A 14,701-nucleotide genomic window follows, 5' to 3' on the forward strand; every position below is an offset into this window, starting at 1 on the left:
GCGCCCCTAATTCTTCCGACAAAACCTAAACAGGTTCGCAATAATGAAAAAACTGATCCCTCTTGCCATGGCATGCACGCTATTGGCTGGCTGTAATGCCGCTCAAACCAAGCAACAAACCGTAGTAGCAAGCGATCTGCTGCATCATAACTTTGTTTTGCAAAGCGTGGATGGTGTGGCCGTTGAGGCGAAACAAGGCAGCGGCCCGAGCATTGAGTTCGGCGAGAAAATGAATATTTCTGGATCTATGTGCAACCGTTTCTTCGGCCAGGGCCAGTTGGACAACGGCGTACTGACGGTGAAAAACCTCGCCACTACCCGCATGATGTGCTCGGATCCGCAACGTAACCAATGGGATAAAACCATCGGCACGCTGCTGGCTAATGGGGCAAAAGTCTCGCTTAACGGCCAACAGTTGACCCTGAGCGGCAGCGATCACCAACTGGTGTATACCCTGAAAGACTGGGTCAATTAATTTTCCCCCTCACCCCAACCCTCTCCCAAAGGGAGAGGGAGCTGGTACGGTGATGAAGGTAACAACGGTTGCCAACCTGTAGCACGCTACGTCCGGGATCAAATGGACTTATCGGGCACAGGCTCCACGGCCCAGCGCCGACTCTTCGCACTGTTTGCCGTTCGGCATCTGACACATTCTGAGCGTATCGCCATTGAGCGAATGGGCAATGGTGGTTACTCCACCCACGCTGGCACAGCTTTCGCTGGTAGGTATTGCACCAATATTGGCACTGGTGGCGATCTGCTGTGGTTCTTGGTTGTTATTGCTGCTGCAGGCAGCCAAAGAGAGTATGGCGCCGGCAAGCAGCCATTTTGCTGTGATCATTATTCGTACCCCTGAACCGAAACGATGCTGTGTAATTTTGCCATTGCTGATAACCCGCGCCACTTGAACGATGGGCCCGTTTGGTTATCTTTGATGTCCACCCGTTGAGCTTCAAGTTGCCGCCTACTCATCAACAAGCGGCAACCAGCAAGACAACTTTAGTAATCTAGCTTGTTAGCTTAATAATAGAAATACGATTAGCCATTAATTTGGCTTTTTTTTGACCTGAATGCATTTTGGTTACCGGTCAGTGCCCTGCCGATTTTGACAGCAGATTAATCACCAGTACCCCGGCAATAATCAGCCCCATACCGATCACCGCAGGCAAATCCAGCTTCTGCTGATAAAAAAATACTGCGGCAATAGACACCAGCACGATCCCCATTCCCGACCAGATGGCATAAACAATCCCTAGCGGCATGGTTTTTACCACCATCGAAAGCCCCCAAAATGCTACCACGTAGCCCAACACCACAAACACCGAGGGCCACAAACGGGTAAATCCTTCAGAGGCTTTCAGTAAGGTGGTGGCGATCACTTCGGCGATAATCGCCATGGTTAAATAGATAAATGCGGTCATTTTCAACTTCTTCTTTCTGTTTCGCGTTACATCAATATGAAACGCGGAGATTAAATTAGCGTTACATCGCGGCAACGTTTTACCATTGCACTGCAAATAGTAATTATTTTTTAACGAAATATCACCTTACATCCAGATTTTATGCGCCACACAAATGCGATAAAGTACAAATAACCGCTCTGTTAGACTTTACTGATGATTATAAAAAAGCTGACTTTTGCAGCTTTGTGAGCACAGAAAGGTACTACAGATGATTACTACCGATGGTAATAACGCTGTCGCTTCCGTGGCTTATCGCACCAGTGAAGTGATTGCCATTTACCCGATCACCCCGAGTTCGACCATGGCGGAACAAACCGCTGCCTGGTCCAGTGACGGCAGGAAAAACATTTGGGGCGACGTGCCCCACGTGGTGGAGATGCAGTCCGAAGGCGGAGCCATTGCTACCGTGCACGGCGCGTTGCAAACCGGCGCACTTTCCACCTCCTTCACCTCGTCCCAGGGATTGCTGTTGATGATCCCTACGCTGTATAAGCTGGCCGGGGAGTTGACGCCCTTTGTCCTCCACGTTGCCGCTCGCACCGTCGCAACTCATGCATTATCGATCTTTGGCGATCACTCCGACGTGATGGCCGTACGCCAGACCGGTTGCGCCATGCTGTGTGCCAGCAACGTGCAAGAGGCGCAGGACTTTGCTCTCATCTCCCAGACGGCCACGCTAAACAGTCGTCTGCCGTTTATCCATTTCTTCGATGGTTTCCGCACCTCGCATGAAATCAACAAGATCGCCCCGCTGAGCGACGAAACGCTACAGCAGATGATGCCGCAGGACGCCATCGATGCTCACCGCAGCCGGGCTCTCTCACCGGATCATCCCGTCATACGCGGCACGTCAGCCAACCCGGATACCTACTTCCAATCGCGGGAAGCGACCAATCCGTGGTACGACAATACCTACCAGCATGTGCAGCAGGCGATGGACAAGTTTGCTGCCCTCACCGGCCGCAGCTATCAGCCGTTTGAGTATTACGGCCATCCGCAGGCCGAACGCGTGGTGATCCTGATGGGCTCTGCCATCGGCACCTGTGAAGAAGCGATCGACCACCTGCTGACACGCGGTGAAAAAGTGGGCGTTCTTAAAGTCCGGCTTTATCGTCCCTTCTCCGCCAAACATCTGCTCGCGGTTCTGCCGGAAAGCGCACGAAAAATTGCGGTGCTTGACCGTACCAAAGAGCCGGGTGCTCTGGCCGAGCCTTTATACCTGGACGTGATGACCACGCTGGCAGAAGCCTTTAGCCGTGGCGAACGCGCCAGCATGCCGATGGTGATTGGCGGGCGTTATGGGTTGTCTTCCAAGGAGTTTGGCCCAGACTGCGCGTTGGCCATTTTCCGTGAGCTGATGCTGGATAAGCCTCGCCCACGCTTTACCGTGGGAATTTTCGACGATATTACCGGTCTTTCACTACCGCTCCGCGAAGAAACGCTCCCTCAGCGGGCCTCGCTGGAAGCCCTGTTCTACGGTTTGGGTAGCGATGGTTCGGTCTCTGCCACCAAAAACAACATCAAAATCATCGGCAACAGCACGCCGATGTTTGCCCAAGGCTACTTTGTCTACGACTCGAAAAAGGCCGGCGGCCTGACCGTGTCACACCTGCGGGTTAGCGAGAAGCCGATCAATTCGGCGTACCTTATCGACCGCGCCGACTTTGTCGGTTGCCACCAGTGGCAGTTTATCGACAAGTATCAAATGGTGGAGCGGCTAAAACCTGGCGGCATTTTCCTGCTCAATACCCCTTATAGCGCGGATGAAGTCTGGTCACGCCTGCCGCAGGAGGTCCAGGCGATCCTGCATCAGCGCCAGGCAAAACTGTATATCATCAACGCGGCCAAGCTGGCGCGCGAATGTCATTTGGGTGCCCGCATCAATACCGTGATGCAGATGGCCTTCTTCCATCTGACAAAGATCCTGCCGGGTGACGTGGCGTTGCAGGAGCTACAGGGAGCGATTGCCCGCAGCTACAGCAACAAGGGCCAAGAGGTGGTCGAACGTAACTGGCAGGCCTTGGGTGCCACGCTGAGTGAGCTGACGGAAATCCCGCTGCGCCCACTCGACAGCAACAGTCCGATACGTCCACCGGTGGTTTCCGACGCCGCGCCGTATTTTGTTAAAACCGTTACCGCCGTGATGCTGGCCGGGCTGGGCGATACCCTGCCGGTTTCGGCTTTCCCCCCAGACGGCACCTGGCCTGTGGGCACCACGCAGTGGGAAAAACGCAATATCGCCGAAGAAGTGCCGATCTGGCAGCCGGACCTGTGTACCCAGTGCAACCACTGCGTCGCGGCCTGTCCGCATTCGGCCATTCGTGCCAAGGTGGTTCCGCCAGAAGCCATGGAGTACGCCCCTGCCACGCTGCAATCGCTGGATGTAAAATCCCGTGATATGCGCGGTCAGAAATATGTATTGCAGGTCGCCCCTGAAGATTGCACCGGCTGTAACCTGTGCGTAGAGGTTTGCCCGGCGAAAGATCGCCAGAATCCGGAAATCAAGGCGATCAATATGGCATCTCGCCTCGATCACCTGGCAGAGGAAAAGGCTCATTATGACTTCTTCCTGCAACTGCCAGAGATCGACGCATCGCAGTTGGAACGCATCGATATCCGCACCTCGCAGCTGATTTCTCCGCTGTTTGAATATTCGGGTGCCTGTTCCGGCTGTGGCGAAACGCCATATATCAAGCTGCTGACCCAGCTGTATGGCGACCGGTTGCTGATTGCCAACGCCACCGGTTGTTCTTCTATCTATGGCGGTAACCTACCCACCACGCCTTACACCACCAACGCCGACGGCCGTGGACCAGCCTGGGCAAACTCGCTGTTTGAGGATAATGCCGAATTTGGTCTGGGCTTCCGCCTGACGGTGGATCAGCACCGCCGCCGCGTATTGCGCCTGCTCGACACCTTGGCACCGCAATTACCCGCTCAGTTGGTGGCCTCATTGCAAGCAGACGAGATCGCCACCGGCCCGCGCCGCCAGCAGATCGCCGAATTACGCAGCCTGTTGGCTAACGTGGCAGGCAACGACGCTCGTCAACTAGCCACCGATGCCGATCATCTGGTGGATAAGTCTATCTGGCTGATTGGTGGTGACGGCTGGGCTTACGATATCGGCTTCGGCGGTCTGGATCATGTGCTGAGCCTGACGGAAAACGTCAACGTGCTGGTGCTGGATACGCAATGCTACTCCAATACCGGCGGGCAGCAGTCCAAAGCCACCCCGCTGGGGGCCGTGACCAAGTTTGGTGAGCACGGCAAGCGCAAGGCCCGTAAGGACCTTGGCGTCAGCATGATGATGTACGGCCATGTGTATGTTGCGCAGATCTCGTTGGGTGCGCAGCTTAACCAGACGATGAAAGCGATTCAGGAGGCAGAAGCCTACCCTGGCCCTTCCCTGATCATCGCCTACAGCCCTTGTGAGGAACACGGTTACGATCTGGCACTCAGCCACGACCAGATGCGGCAGCTAACCGCGACCGGCTTCTGGCCGCTGTACCGCTTCGATCCACGTCGTACTGCGGAAGGCAAAGCCGCACTGGCGCTGGATTCCCGGCCACCGAACAGTGAGCTGACGGCGACCTTGAACAAGGAACAGCGTTTCCGCCGCCTCAACACGCAGCAGCCTGAAGTTGCCGCCGCGTTGTATGAGGCCGCAGAAAAAGAGCTGAAGGAGAAATACGATTTCCTTAGCTTGCTGGCTGGAAAGTCGGAGAAGGCGGGTTCGGAGTAGGTATGTTGAGGGCGCGGGAACGCGCCCTTTATCTGCTCTCTATCCTTGAATGGCTTTGAACCTTTGCCTGACATACCACAGCTCAAACGAATAATGACCAAATCCTTCCAGAGAATGCTAAACTTGCCCGCTAAAAGTGTCATACCGCCGTAGCGCACCCAAATGAGAACGAGCACGATTTAAATGTCAGAAAATCAAACAATTAGCCAAAAAGAGCAGTATAACCTCAACAAATTGCAAAAACGCCTGCGCCGCAACGTGGGTGAAGCCATCGCCGCCTACAACATGATTGAGGAAGGCGATCGCATCATGGTTTGCCTGTCCGGCGGGAAAGACAGCTACACCATGCTGGAGATCCTGCGCAATCTGCAAAAAAGCGCTCCGGTGAACTTCTCATTGGTCGCGGTGAATCTGGATCAGAAACAGCCCGGCTTCCCCGAGCATATCCTGCCTGCCTATCTGGAAAGCCTGGGGGTGGAATATAAGATCGTTGAAGAGAACACCTACAGCATCGTGAAGGATAAGATCCCGGAAGGCAAAACCACCTGCTCCCTGTGTTCACGCCTGCGCCGTGGCATCCTTTACCGTACCGCCACCGAGCTGGGTGCCACCAAGATTGCCCTTGGCCACCACCGCGACGATATCCTGCAAACGCTGTTCCTCAACATGTTCTACGGCGGCAAGCTGAAAGGTATGCCACCCAAGTTGATGAGCGACGATGGTCAACACGTGGTGATCCGCCCGCTGGCCTATTGCCGCGAGAAAGACATCGAGCGTTTCTCGGTAGCGAAAGCATTCCCGATTATCCCGTGCAACCTGTGTGGCTCGCAGCCAAACCTGCAACGTCAGGTAATTGGCGATATGCTGCGCGACTGGGACAAACGCTACCCAGGCCGCATCGAAACCATGTTCAGCGCCATGCAGAACGTGGTGCCTTCGCATCTGTGCGATACCGAACTGTTTGACTTCAAAGGTATTCACCACGGCAGCGAGGTGGTCGATGGTGGCGATTTGGCGTTTGACCGTGAAGATATTCCACTGCAACCGGTAGGTTGGCAGCCGGAAGACTCGGATGACAACGGCTCGCCCGCGTTTGAACGCCTGAACGTGCTGGAAATCAAATAGTCCTTCTCTCCGCCTGTGCCCGCAGGCGGAGGTTTTTCCCCGCTTAATTTTAGATCCTGTTCACAATTTACGCATAAAGTGCCTGACAGTGCGGTTTTTACCTTATACTGTTTATTTATACAGTCAAAGGAGACCAACGATGAATATCACCCCCTGCCTTTCCCACGTCTCGCTGGGAACCAATAATTTCGATGCCGCCGCTCAGTTTTATGACCGGGTTCTCGGCGCATTAGGCTGCCGACGCGTGCTGGAACACCCTGGCGCTATCGGCTATGGCCGAGACTATCCTGAATTTTGGTTGCAACTGCCGATAGACGGCAAACCCGCAGGCACCGCAAACGGCGTGCATGTTGGCTTCTTCGCCACCAGCAAGCAGCAGGTTGATGAGTTTTACCAGCAGGCGGTAGCCGCTGGGGCACAAGGAGACGGTGCACCGGGCTCACGGCCACATTACGGTGCCGCCTATTACGGCTGTTTCGTTCGGGATCTGGATGGCCACAAGATAGAGGCCAGCTTCTGGGACGAAAGCGCGGCTTAGCCTAATCGGGGCGGCGTGTGGTTAATTGGGCGCAGCATGCAGCGCCCTTCGGAGTGAGCCGGTTGCCTGAGTTAAGCCGAAGGGAAAAAAGCATAAAAAAATGCCGGTGATTAAACCGGCATCGTATTGAATTAAATGTGCTATGCAATAATTCTAAAAATAGTAAAGTAAAACAATTATGGAGCGCAACGCCCATCGCTTGACGTTGCATTCACCTGCGAGGGTAAGAATGCCGTAGTTCGCGTAAGCAAATGTTGATACTGCTCAACTTAACTCGCGTTTTCGCTACTATTTGTCGTTATAGCCAGCGGCTCCGTCTCAGCCACCAGGCAACGCCCCCGACCAATACCACCAGCATGAAGCAGAAAGAGGCAAACGCCAGTGGGCTACCGCTGCCCGGGATCCCCCCCAGGTTGACACCAAATAGCCCTGTCAGGAAAGTGGTTGGCAGAAACACCATCGCCATCAAGGACATGGTGTAAGTACGGCGGTTCATGGCATCGGCCATTACGGTAGTGATTTCATCGGACAGGATCGCCGTACGGGCAATGCTGCCATCCAGGTCATCTAATCCACGCCCCAGGCGATCGGCAATATCCTGCATGCGGCGGCGTTCATCGTCATTCATCCACGGCAGTCGTTCGCTGGCCAAACGCGAAAACACATCGCGCTGTGGTGCCATGTAACGACGTAGCACAATCAACTGTTTACGGATCAGCGCCAACTGCCCACGTTCCGGGGTTTGCTGCTCCAACAGCGCATCTTCCAGATCGATGATCTTGTCGTGCAGATCTTCGATGAATTCACTGGTGTGGTCGGTGAGCGCATCGGCGATTTCTACCAGCCAGTTACCGCTATTAATCGGCCCCTGGCCATTGCGCAATTCATTGACCACCTCATCGATCGAGTAGACCTTGCGATGGCGGGTGGAAATAATCATCTTATCGGTGATGTACACGCGGAACGTCACCAGTTGGTCGGGCCGTGAGTCCGTATTGAAATTGATGCCGCGCAGCGTGATCAGCGTCCCGTCGCCCAAACGGGTGACGCGTGGCCGGGTACTTTCCCCCGCCAGCGCTTGTCTTACCAGATCTGGCAGCAGCGGCGTGTTGGCAAGCCACTCGGCGCTGGCCGGATGGGCATAGTCCAGATGCAGCCAGCATGGCTCCTCGCCGGTGATCTTATCGTCATCCTCAATTGGCGTGGTGCCACCCTTGCCGTCGAGTTGATAGGCATAGACCGCGTCGGGCACCTGCAGTTCGCGCCCCTCAATGACATCCATTCAAAACCCTCTTTATTTTGCCGTTGATACAGAGTCTAGCGTTATTGCTTTAGGGAGCAAAGTGGCAACGCCATAACGGGATTTTAAAGGAAAAAGCCCCCGCGTTAGCGAGGGCTTGGTAGGCGGCTAGACTCTGAACATCAATGTTTCAGAATGTACATTTCCTGGCTATAGGCGACATCTTCTGGGTTAGTGATTGGGTAACCCTTCACCCAAGGCTTGATCAGACGCCCGTTAGTATATTGATAGATCGGGGCGATCGGGGCCTCGGATGCAATCATCTGCTCGGCCTTGTTATAATCGGCGGTTAACGCAGCAGGCCTGGTCTCGCGGCTGGCGTCGGCCAACAGACGGTCGTATTGCGGGCTGTTAAATTTGGCGATATTCCCGCTGTGTGAAGAGGTCAGCAGTGACAGGAAGGTCGAGGCCTCGTTGTAATCCCCCACCCAAGAGGCGCGAACCACGTCGAAATTACCGGTGTTACGGCTGTCGATATAGGTTTTCCACTCCTGATTTTGCAGTTTAACGTCAACGCCCAGGGTTTGCTTCCACATCGACGCCACCGCAATGGCAATCTTTTGGTGACTCTCTGAGGTGTTATACAGCAGGGTCAATTTCAGGGGATGGTTCGGACCATAACCCGCCGCCTGCATCAGCGCCTTGGCTTGCTCGTTCAACTCTTGCTGGGACTGTTGCTGTAGCAGGCTGGTTTCCGGCTTAAAGCCCGCAGTGACATCCGGCGTGAAGTGGTAGGCCGGTTTCTCGCCGGTACCCAGCACTTTCTCGGCAATGATCTTGCGATCGATAGCGTAAGACAAGGCTTTGCGCACCCGTACATCATTGGTCGGCGCACGTTGAGTATTAAACGCGTAGTAATAGGTGCCGAGTTGATCCGGCGTGTAAACCTGGTCTGGGATATCCTTCAACAGCTTCTGGTACATGTTTTTCGGGAAGGACTCGGTAATATCGATATCACCAGCCTGATAACGCTTGGTCGCGTTAGATTCCTGGTTGATCGGCACGAAAGTAACCTTGGTCAATACGGTGTGTTTATGATCCCAATAATGCTCGTTCGGCACCAGTACCAGCTTCTCGTTAACCACTCGTTCTTGCAGTTTGAATGCGCCGTTGCCTACCAGATTGCCCACTTTGGTCCAATCATTGCCGTATTGCTCAACCACGGCTTTTGGTACCGGGAACAGGCTGAAGTTCGCCGTCAGGCTGACAAAATAAGGCACCGGCTTGTTCAGTTGTACTTTTAACGTGTGGTCATCCACCGCTACCACGCCAAGCTTATCGATGGGCAGCTTACCGGCGATAATCTCTTCGGCATTCTGGATCCCGGCGAGCTGAGCAAACCAGGCAAACGGCGACAGGCTTTTCGGATCGACCAGCCGTTGCCAGCTATAAACGAAGTCTTTCGCCGTGACAGGGTCACCGTTGGACCAGCGGGCATCTTTGCGCAGCGTGAAGATATAGGTCTGGTTGTCCGAGGTCTGCCAGCGCGTGGCGACACCGGGGATCACTTTGCCATGCGCGTCCTGATTCACCAGCCCTTCAAACAGATCGCGTGCGACCTGCGCTTCTGGCAAGCCCACGGCTTTAATCGGATCGAGCGACGCCGGCTCATCTTTGATGTGCCGCACGATCTCCTGTTTTTCCGCCAGTGCGGTACCTGGGGGAACCTGAGCTGCCATCGCACCACTAATACCCGCGCTGATGGTCATTGCGCAAAGCGTTAAACGAAAACTCGCCAGAATTTTTCTTCTCGTCATGTTAGATATGCCCCAGTTAACCCCATGAATTTTTTATCATATAGCACAAAGATGCCCGCCACCTATAGCCACGCGTAACAAGAATGTAAAAAGTGGATGTTTGATCCAAAAAAGCCCGCAACCGTCATCGGCAATGCGGGCTGTTTGCTTAGGCAGGATCAGTCGTAAAGATGAATACTGGCGATCTTATAGCTGAACTCTTCACCTTCTTCTTCATCGAAGATAGTGAAATAGCCTTTCTCTACCAGTGGGTTAAGATGGATATCGGTCTTTTGCAACTGGCGTGATTCGGCATCGTCAAAACCATAGTCAAGGAAGAACTCCCCTTTCTGATGATCCACGTGCAAGGTGAACGGATAGTTGGACTCGTCCCCACGCCCATCGTCATTTTTCACTACGCCAAACCACTCACCCTGACGGATCTGGTTTTCTGCATCCACGCCGCACAGTAGGGTGATGGTGTCTTTTTCGTTTTCGCTGTAACGCGCGACTATTCTGGCAACTGGCATGTTAAATCCTCTTTATCGTTAACATTCTGCCGATAGTATACCCTATGGATTTCAAGTTGCAGCTAGGCGACAAGCTTGTTCATCCTCAGGAGCTTACTTTTGTAAGTGACCGGGGTAGACAAGTGCAGGTAACAACGCTGCAACTTGAAAGACGACGGGTATAACAATAGACATCACTTTATTCGCTTAACAGACTGGGAAAGATGAGGGAAAGCGTAATACACTCAATAACATCGCAATTATTTCTGACTTTGGCTTAAAGGGAAACCCCATGACCCAACACAGACCGCGCAGCGAGCGTGGCCAGCTGGCAGTTGCAGGTGAGACTTACGGTAAATCGATGTTAGGTGCCCCGCTGCTGTATTTCCCGGCGGCCAAAAGCGGCCCGGATACCGGGTTGGTGATTGCAGGCACTCACGGGGATGAAACTGCCGCAGTGGTGACGTTATCCTGCGCATTACGCAGTATCGCCCCCGCCCAACTGCGCCATCATGTGATCCTGGCGGTCAATCCGGATGGTTGCCAGCTTGGGTTGCGCTCCAATGCCAACGGCGTCGACCTGAACCGCAATTTCCCGGCGGCCAACTGGCGCTCTGGCGATACGGTCTACCGTTGGAACAGTGTGGCAGAGGCTCGTGACGTGCGGCTCTCCACCGGCGGCAGGCCCGGCTCCGAACCGGAAACCCAGGGATTATGCCATTTGATCCATCGCCTGAAGCCACGCTGGGTGGTGTCCTTCCATGAACCATTGGCCTGTATAGAAGATCCGGATAGTTCCGCGCTGGGCGTTTGGCTGGCGCATAAATTTGCCCTGCCGCTGGTGACCAGCGTCGGCTATGAAACGCCGGGTTCATTCGGCAGTTGGTGTGCAGACTTGTCCTTGCCCTGCATCACCGCCGAGTTCCCACCGATCTCAGCCGACGCCGCCAGTGAAAACTACCTTGCCGCCATGGTCGAGTTGCTGACCTACGCTGACTAGCGTGAAAGCTCAATAGCGCCGCACTCAAAGGCCAAACCTGGCACGACGTCTTTTGCCAACCAGGTTGGACCATCAAGATCCACAAAACGGGCGCCGGGCACCAACGGCAGCGCCGCAGTAATGGCTCTTGAGGTGCAGAGCATACAGCCGAGCATGATCTCGAAGCCCTGCGCCCGCGCCTGTGCGGCAAGCTGTAATCCTTCGGTCAGTCCGCCGGTTTTATCCAGTTTGATATTGACCATCTGATAGCGCCCCGCCAACCGGGGTAGATCGCCGCTGGTGTGGCAGCTCTCGTCGGCGCAAATCGGTAATGGATGGATGAAGTTTTCCAGGGCGCTGTCGTCGCTGGCTGATAAAGGTTGCTCCAGCATCGCCACGCCTAAATCCGCTAGCAGTTGGCAACGCGATGCCAAGCCTTCCGCCTGCCAGGATTCATTGGCATCAACGATCAACACCATCTGCGGCACCGCCGTACGGATCGCCACCAGCCTTTCGCTGATCAGGTGATCGTCGAGCTTGATTTTCAGCAACGTCGCGCCCTGTTGTTCCAGCTCTTTGGCGGCAAAGGCCATCGCTTCCGGCGAACCGATGCTGAGCGTTTGCGCCATCACTACCCGTTCAGGTGGGGTAACGCCGCTCAATTGCCACAGGTCTTTGCCAGTAAGGCGGCATTCCAAATCCCACAATGCCGAATCGACCGCGTTACGAGCCGCCCCTGCGGGCATCAGACGTTGCAACTCCTGCCGGGTTGCCCCTTGTGCGATGGCCGTTGACACCTCTGCCAACTGCTCCATCACCGAGGTTTCGCTCTCGCCATAACGCGGATATGGGGTACATTCACCGACACCGCGCATACCCTGTTGTTCTATCTCTACCACCACGACTTTGGCTTCGGTCCGACTACCGCGTGCGATCACAAAAGCGGTATGCAATGGCCAGGCTTCAGGGTAAAAACGCATGTTTCTCATAATGGCTCCCGAGCGAAAAAAGCACATAAAGTCAGTCCACTATACCTGCAGTTTACAAACTTTATCTATCCAAGGTGCGATTGTTGCCTTAAACTGCTTCGAGATTGTGAACCCGGTGTTAATCGGCTTCACATCTTTGTATAAACATCGTTGAAAGGAACCGAGCAATGACTCAGACCGTACATTTTCAAGGCAACCCTGTCACTGTAGCAGGCAAACTGCCACAGCAGGGCGAGCAGGCAAAAAGCTTTACCCTGGTTGCCAAAGACCTGTCAGACGTTGCCCTGAGCAGCTTCGTGGGTAAACGCAAAGTCCTGAACATCTTCCCAAGTATTGATACCGGCGTCTGTGCCGCATCGGTGCGTAAATTCAACCAGTTGGCGAGTGGCCTGGATAACACCATGGTCCTGTGTATCTCTTCCGACCTGCCGTTCGCCCAGTCCCGCTTCTGTGGTGCAGAAGGCCTGAACAACGTGGTTACCCTGTCTACCCTGCGCGGCGGTGATTTCAAGCAGGCGTACGGTGTAGAGATCGCCGAAGGCCCATTGGCCGGTCTGACCGCACGCGCCGTGGTGGTGCTGGATGGCCAAGACAACGTGCTGTATAGCGAGCTGGTAAACGAAATTACCACCGAGCCAGATTATGATGCCGCGCTTGCCGCGCTGAAATAAGCCTGTAGATACCAAAAAGCCCGGTTTTTTAAGCCGGGCTTTTTTCTGCCTGAAATGAGGTACTGTTATTCTTCGCTGTCGTCGGTCAGCTTGCGGTTGCTTAGCCCGTATTCCCGTAGCTTATTGGCAATTGCCGTATGCGAGACGCCCAAGCGCTTGGCCAGTTTGCGGGTGCTGGGATAAGTGCGATACAGACGAGTCAGCACCGAGCGTTCAAAACGCTTGCTGATATCATCCAGCGAGCCTTCCATCACTTCATCCCCTAACGCTATCTCCACCTCAAAATCCGGCAGAATGATATCTTGCGGGCGCAGTTCGTAGCCGTCCGTTTGGGTCAGGGCACGATAGATGGAGTTCTTCAGCTGGCGCACGTTGCCAGGCCAGCCGTACTTGCAGAGGAAGCCGTTGAGATCGTTGGCCAGTTTCGGCCTGGCGACCCCTTGCTCATCAGCAAAGCGCGCCACAAACAGCTCGGTGAGCGGCATGATATCCTGCGGGCGTTCGCGTAGCGGCGGGATGGTGATGGTCAGCACGTTCAAACGGTAATAGAGATCTTCACGGAATTCACCGCGCTGCACCAGCTCGGTCAGGTTTTTCTGTGTAGCGCAGATCACCCGTACGTCCACGTGCACTTCATGCTCTTCGCCTACCCGACGGAAGGTGCCGTCGTTGAGGAAACGCAGCAGTTTGGTTTGCATGCGTGGCGACATCTCGCCAATCTCATCAAGCAGCACCGAACCGCCGTTGGCCTGCTCAAAGAAGCCCTTCTTGCCTTCCAACGCATTCGGATAAGCCCCCGGCGCATGGCCAAACAGTTCGCTCTCTACCACATCGTCCGGCAAGGCGGCACAGTTCAGCGCCAGGAACGGCTGTTTGCCGCGTGGGCTGCGCAGGTGGCAGGCCCGCGCCAGAATATCTTTCCCCGTACCGGTATCCCCCACAATCAGCAATGGGGCATCCAGCATGGCCAGTTTACGCGCCTGCTCCAGCACGTGACGCATTTTCGGGCTGACGGCGACAATATGGTCAAACTCGGTATCGTCATTCACCGACAGGTTCTGCAACTGGCGGCCCATGCGCGCGGTGGATTTGAGCATGACCACGGCGCCCACGGGAGCATTCCGCTGTTGCTCATCTTCCAGATAGATTGGGGTGATATCCATCAGGAAATCCTGGCTGCGGATCACCACCCGCTCGGCATGCGGCTTAGTGTCTTCACTCTCCAGCCAGCGGCTGAAGTTATAGCCACCAATCAGCTGGCTTGCCGTTTGGTTGCGGATCTTGTCTTCGCTGAAGTTGAACAGCGTCTGTGCCGCCGGGTTGGCCAGTTCCACCTTGCCTTTCATATCGATGGAAAACACCGGTTCCGGCATTGACTCCAGCAACGCACGTAACGCACGGTGTTCACGCTCGGAAGGCATAAAGTTAACGGTGCGCACATCGGTCACACCGCTGATGCGCCGGATCTCCGCCATCAGCGCGCGGAAGGTATCAAAATCCAGCTGGGAAAAATTCAGGTAAATACGGCCGATAGGATCAATTTCGATGCCGCGTAGGTCAATACCGCGCGATACCAAAAGATCGAGTAATTCTCGAGTGAGACCGAGACGGTCTTCGCAAAATACTTCCAAACGCATCAGTATTGGCCT

General features: G+C 54.7%; 13 protein-coding genes. 6 read left to right on the forward strand and 7 right to left on the reverse strand.

Annotated features, from left to right (window positions below):
* Positions 1-43: 43 nt before the first annotated feature.
* The gene (gene hslJ, locus ABIE29_RS07480; protein WP_429617697.1) at positions 44-475 is read left to right on the forward strand and encodes a heat shock protein HslJ; all 432 of its coding nucleotides are present in this window, start codon (positions 44-46) and stop codon (positions 473-475) included.
* A 108-nt stretch (positions 476-583) separates the two neighbouring features.
* Here hslJ and ABIE29_RS07485 read toward each other — a convergent pair whose 3' ends face one another.
* Together ABIE29_RS07485 and ABIE29_RS07490 are read right to left on the reverse strand one after the other, a co-directional pair.
* Positions 584-841, reverse strand: a complete 258-nt coding sequence (locus ABIE29_RS07485; protein ID WP_074029170.1) for a putative hemolysin — start codon at positions 839-841, stop codon at positions 584-586.
* 247 nt (positions 842-1,088) lie between these two features.
* Entirely contained in the window at positions 1,089-1,421 is a 333-nt protein-coding gene (locus tag ABIE29_RS07490; RefSeq protein WP_429617699.1) for an SMR family transporter, read from the reverse strand.
* Between the two features lie 250 nt (positions 1,422-1,671).
* Between ABIE29_RS07490 and nifJ the strand changes: the two genes are divergently transcribed.
* The 3 genes from nifJ (at position 1,672) to ABIE29_RS07505 (ending at position 6,868) form a co-directional block, all read left to right on the forward strand.
* Positions 1,672-5,205 (forward strand): pyruvate:ferredoxin (flavodoxin) oxidoreductase, encoded by a 3,534-nt coding sequence (gene nifJ, locus ABIE29_RS07495; protein ID WP_429617701.1) that lies wholly within the window; start codon positions 1,672-1,674, stop codon positions 5,203-5,205.
* A gap of 183 nt (positions 5,206-5,388) precedes the next feature.
* Positions 5,389-6,330, forward strand: a complete 942-nt coding sequence (gene ttcA, locus ABIE29_RS07500; protein WP_429617702.1) for a tRNA 2-thiocytidine(32) synthetase TtcA — start codon at positions 5,389-5,391, stop codon at positions 6,328-6,330.
* A 139-nt stretch (positions 6,331-6,469) separates the two neighbouring features.
* Entirely contained in the window at positions 6,470-6,868 is a 399-nt protein-coding gene (locus ABIE29_RS07505; protein WP_059200918.1) for a VOC family protein, read from the forward strand.
* A gap of 298 nt (positions 6,869-7,166) precedes the next feature.
* Here the strand turns inward: ABIE29_RS07505 and zntB are convergent, their stop codons facing one another.
* The 3 genes from zntB to ABIE29_RS07520 form a co-directional block, all read right to left on the reverse strand.
* Positions 7,167-8,150 carry a zinc transporter ZntB gene (gene zntB, locus ABIE29_RS07510; RefSeq protein WP_429617703.1) on the reverse strand — a complete coding sequence of 328 codons (984 nt, stop codon included), beginning with the start codon at positions 8,148-8,150 and terminating at the stop codon, positions 7,167-7,169.
* Between the two features lie 140 nt (positions 8,151-8,290).
* The gene (locus tag ABIE29_RS07515) at positions 8,291-9,877 is read right to left on the reverse strand and encodes a peptide ABC transporter substrate-binding protein (protein WP_429618061.1); all 1,587 of its coding nucleotides are present in this window, start codon (positions 9,875-9,877) and stop codon (positions 8,291-8,293) included.
* A 206-nt stretch (positions 9,878-10,083) separates the two neighbouring features.
* Positions 10,084-10,434: a hypothetical protein gene (locus ABIE29_RS07520; protein WP_021182239.1), complete on the reverse strand. Its 351-nt coding sequence runs from the start codon at positions 10,432-10,434 to the stop codon at positions 10,084-10,086.
* Between the two features lie 271 nt (positions 10,435-10,705).
* Here ABIE29_RS07520 and mpaA point away from each other — a divergent pair, with 271 nt between their 5' ends.
* Positions 10,706-11,413, forward strand: a complete 708-nt coding sequence (gene mpaA, locus ABIE29_RS07525) for a murein tripeptide amidase MpaA (protein ID WP_429617705.1) — start codon at positions 10,706-10,708, stop codon at positions 11,411-11,413.
* On the opposite strand, the gene ycjG is transcribed toward mpaA, so the two are convergent.
* The gene (gene ycjG / locus ABIE29_RS07530; protein WP_429617707.1) at positions 11,410-12,381 is read right to left on the reverse strand and encodes an L-Ala-D/L-Glu epimerase; all 972 of its coding nucleotides are present in this window, start codon (positions 12,379-12,381) and stop codon (positions 11,410-11,412) included. The two genes, mpaA and ycjG, sit on opposite strands and share 4 nt — an antisense overlap.
* A gap of 167 nt (positions 12,382-12,548) precedes the next feature.
* Between ycjG and tpx the strand changes: the two genes are divergently transcribed.
* Entirely contained in the window at positions 12,549-13,052 is a 504-nt protein-coding gene (gene tpx / locus ABIE29_RS07535; RefSeq protein WP_021806539.1) for a thiol peroxidase, read from the forward strand.
* Positions 13,053-13,117: 65 nt separating this feature from the next.
* Here the strand turns inward: tpx and tyrR are convergent, their stop codons facing one another.
* The gene (gene tyrR, locus ABIE29_RS07540) at positions 13,118-14,689 is read right to left on the reverse strand and encodes a transcriptional regulator TyrR (RefSeq protein ID WP_429617708.1); all 1,572 of its coding nucleotides are present in this window, start codon (positions 14,687-14,689) and stop codon (positions 13,118-13,120) included.
* Positions 14,690-14,701: the final 12 nt, after the last annotated feature.

The sequence above is a fragment of the Serratia sp. 2723 genome (genome assembly GCF_050434425.1).
GTDB lineage: Bacteria > Pseudomonadota > Gammaproteobacteria > Enterobacterales > Enterobacteriaceae > Chania.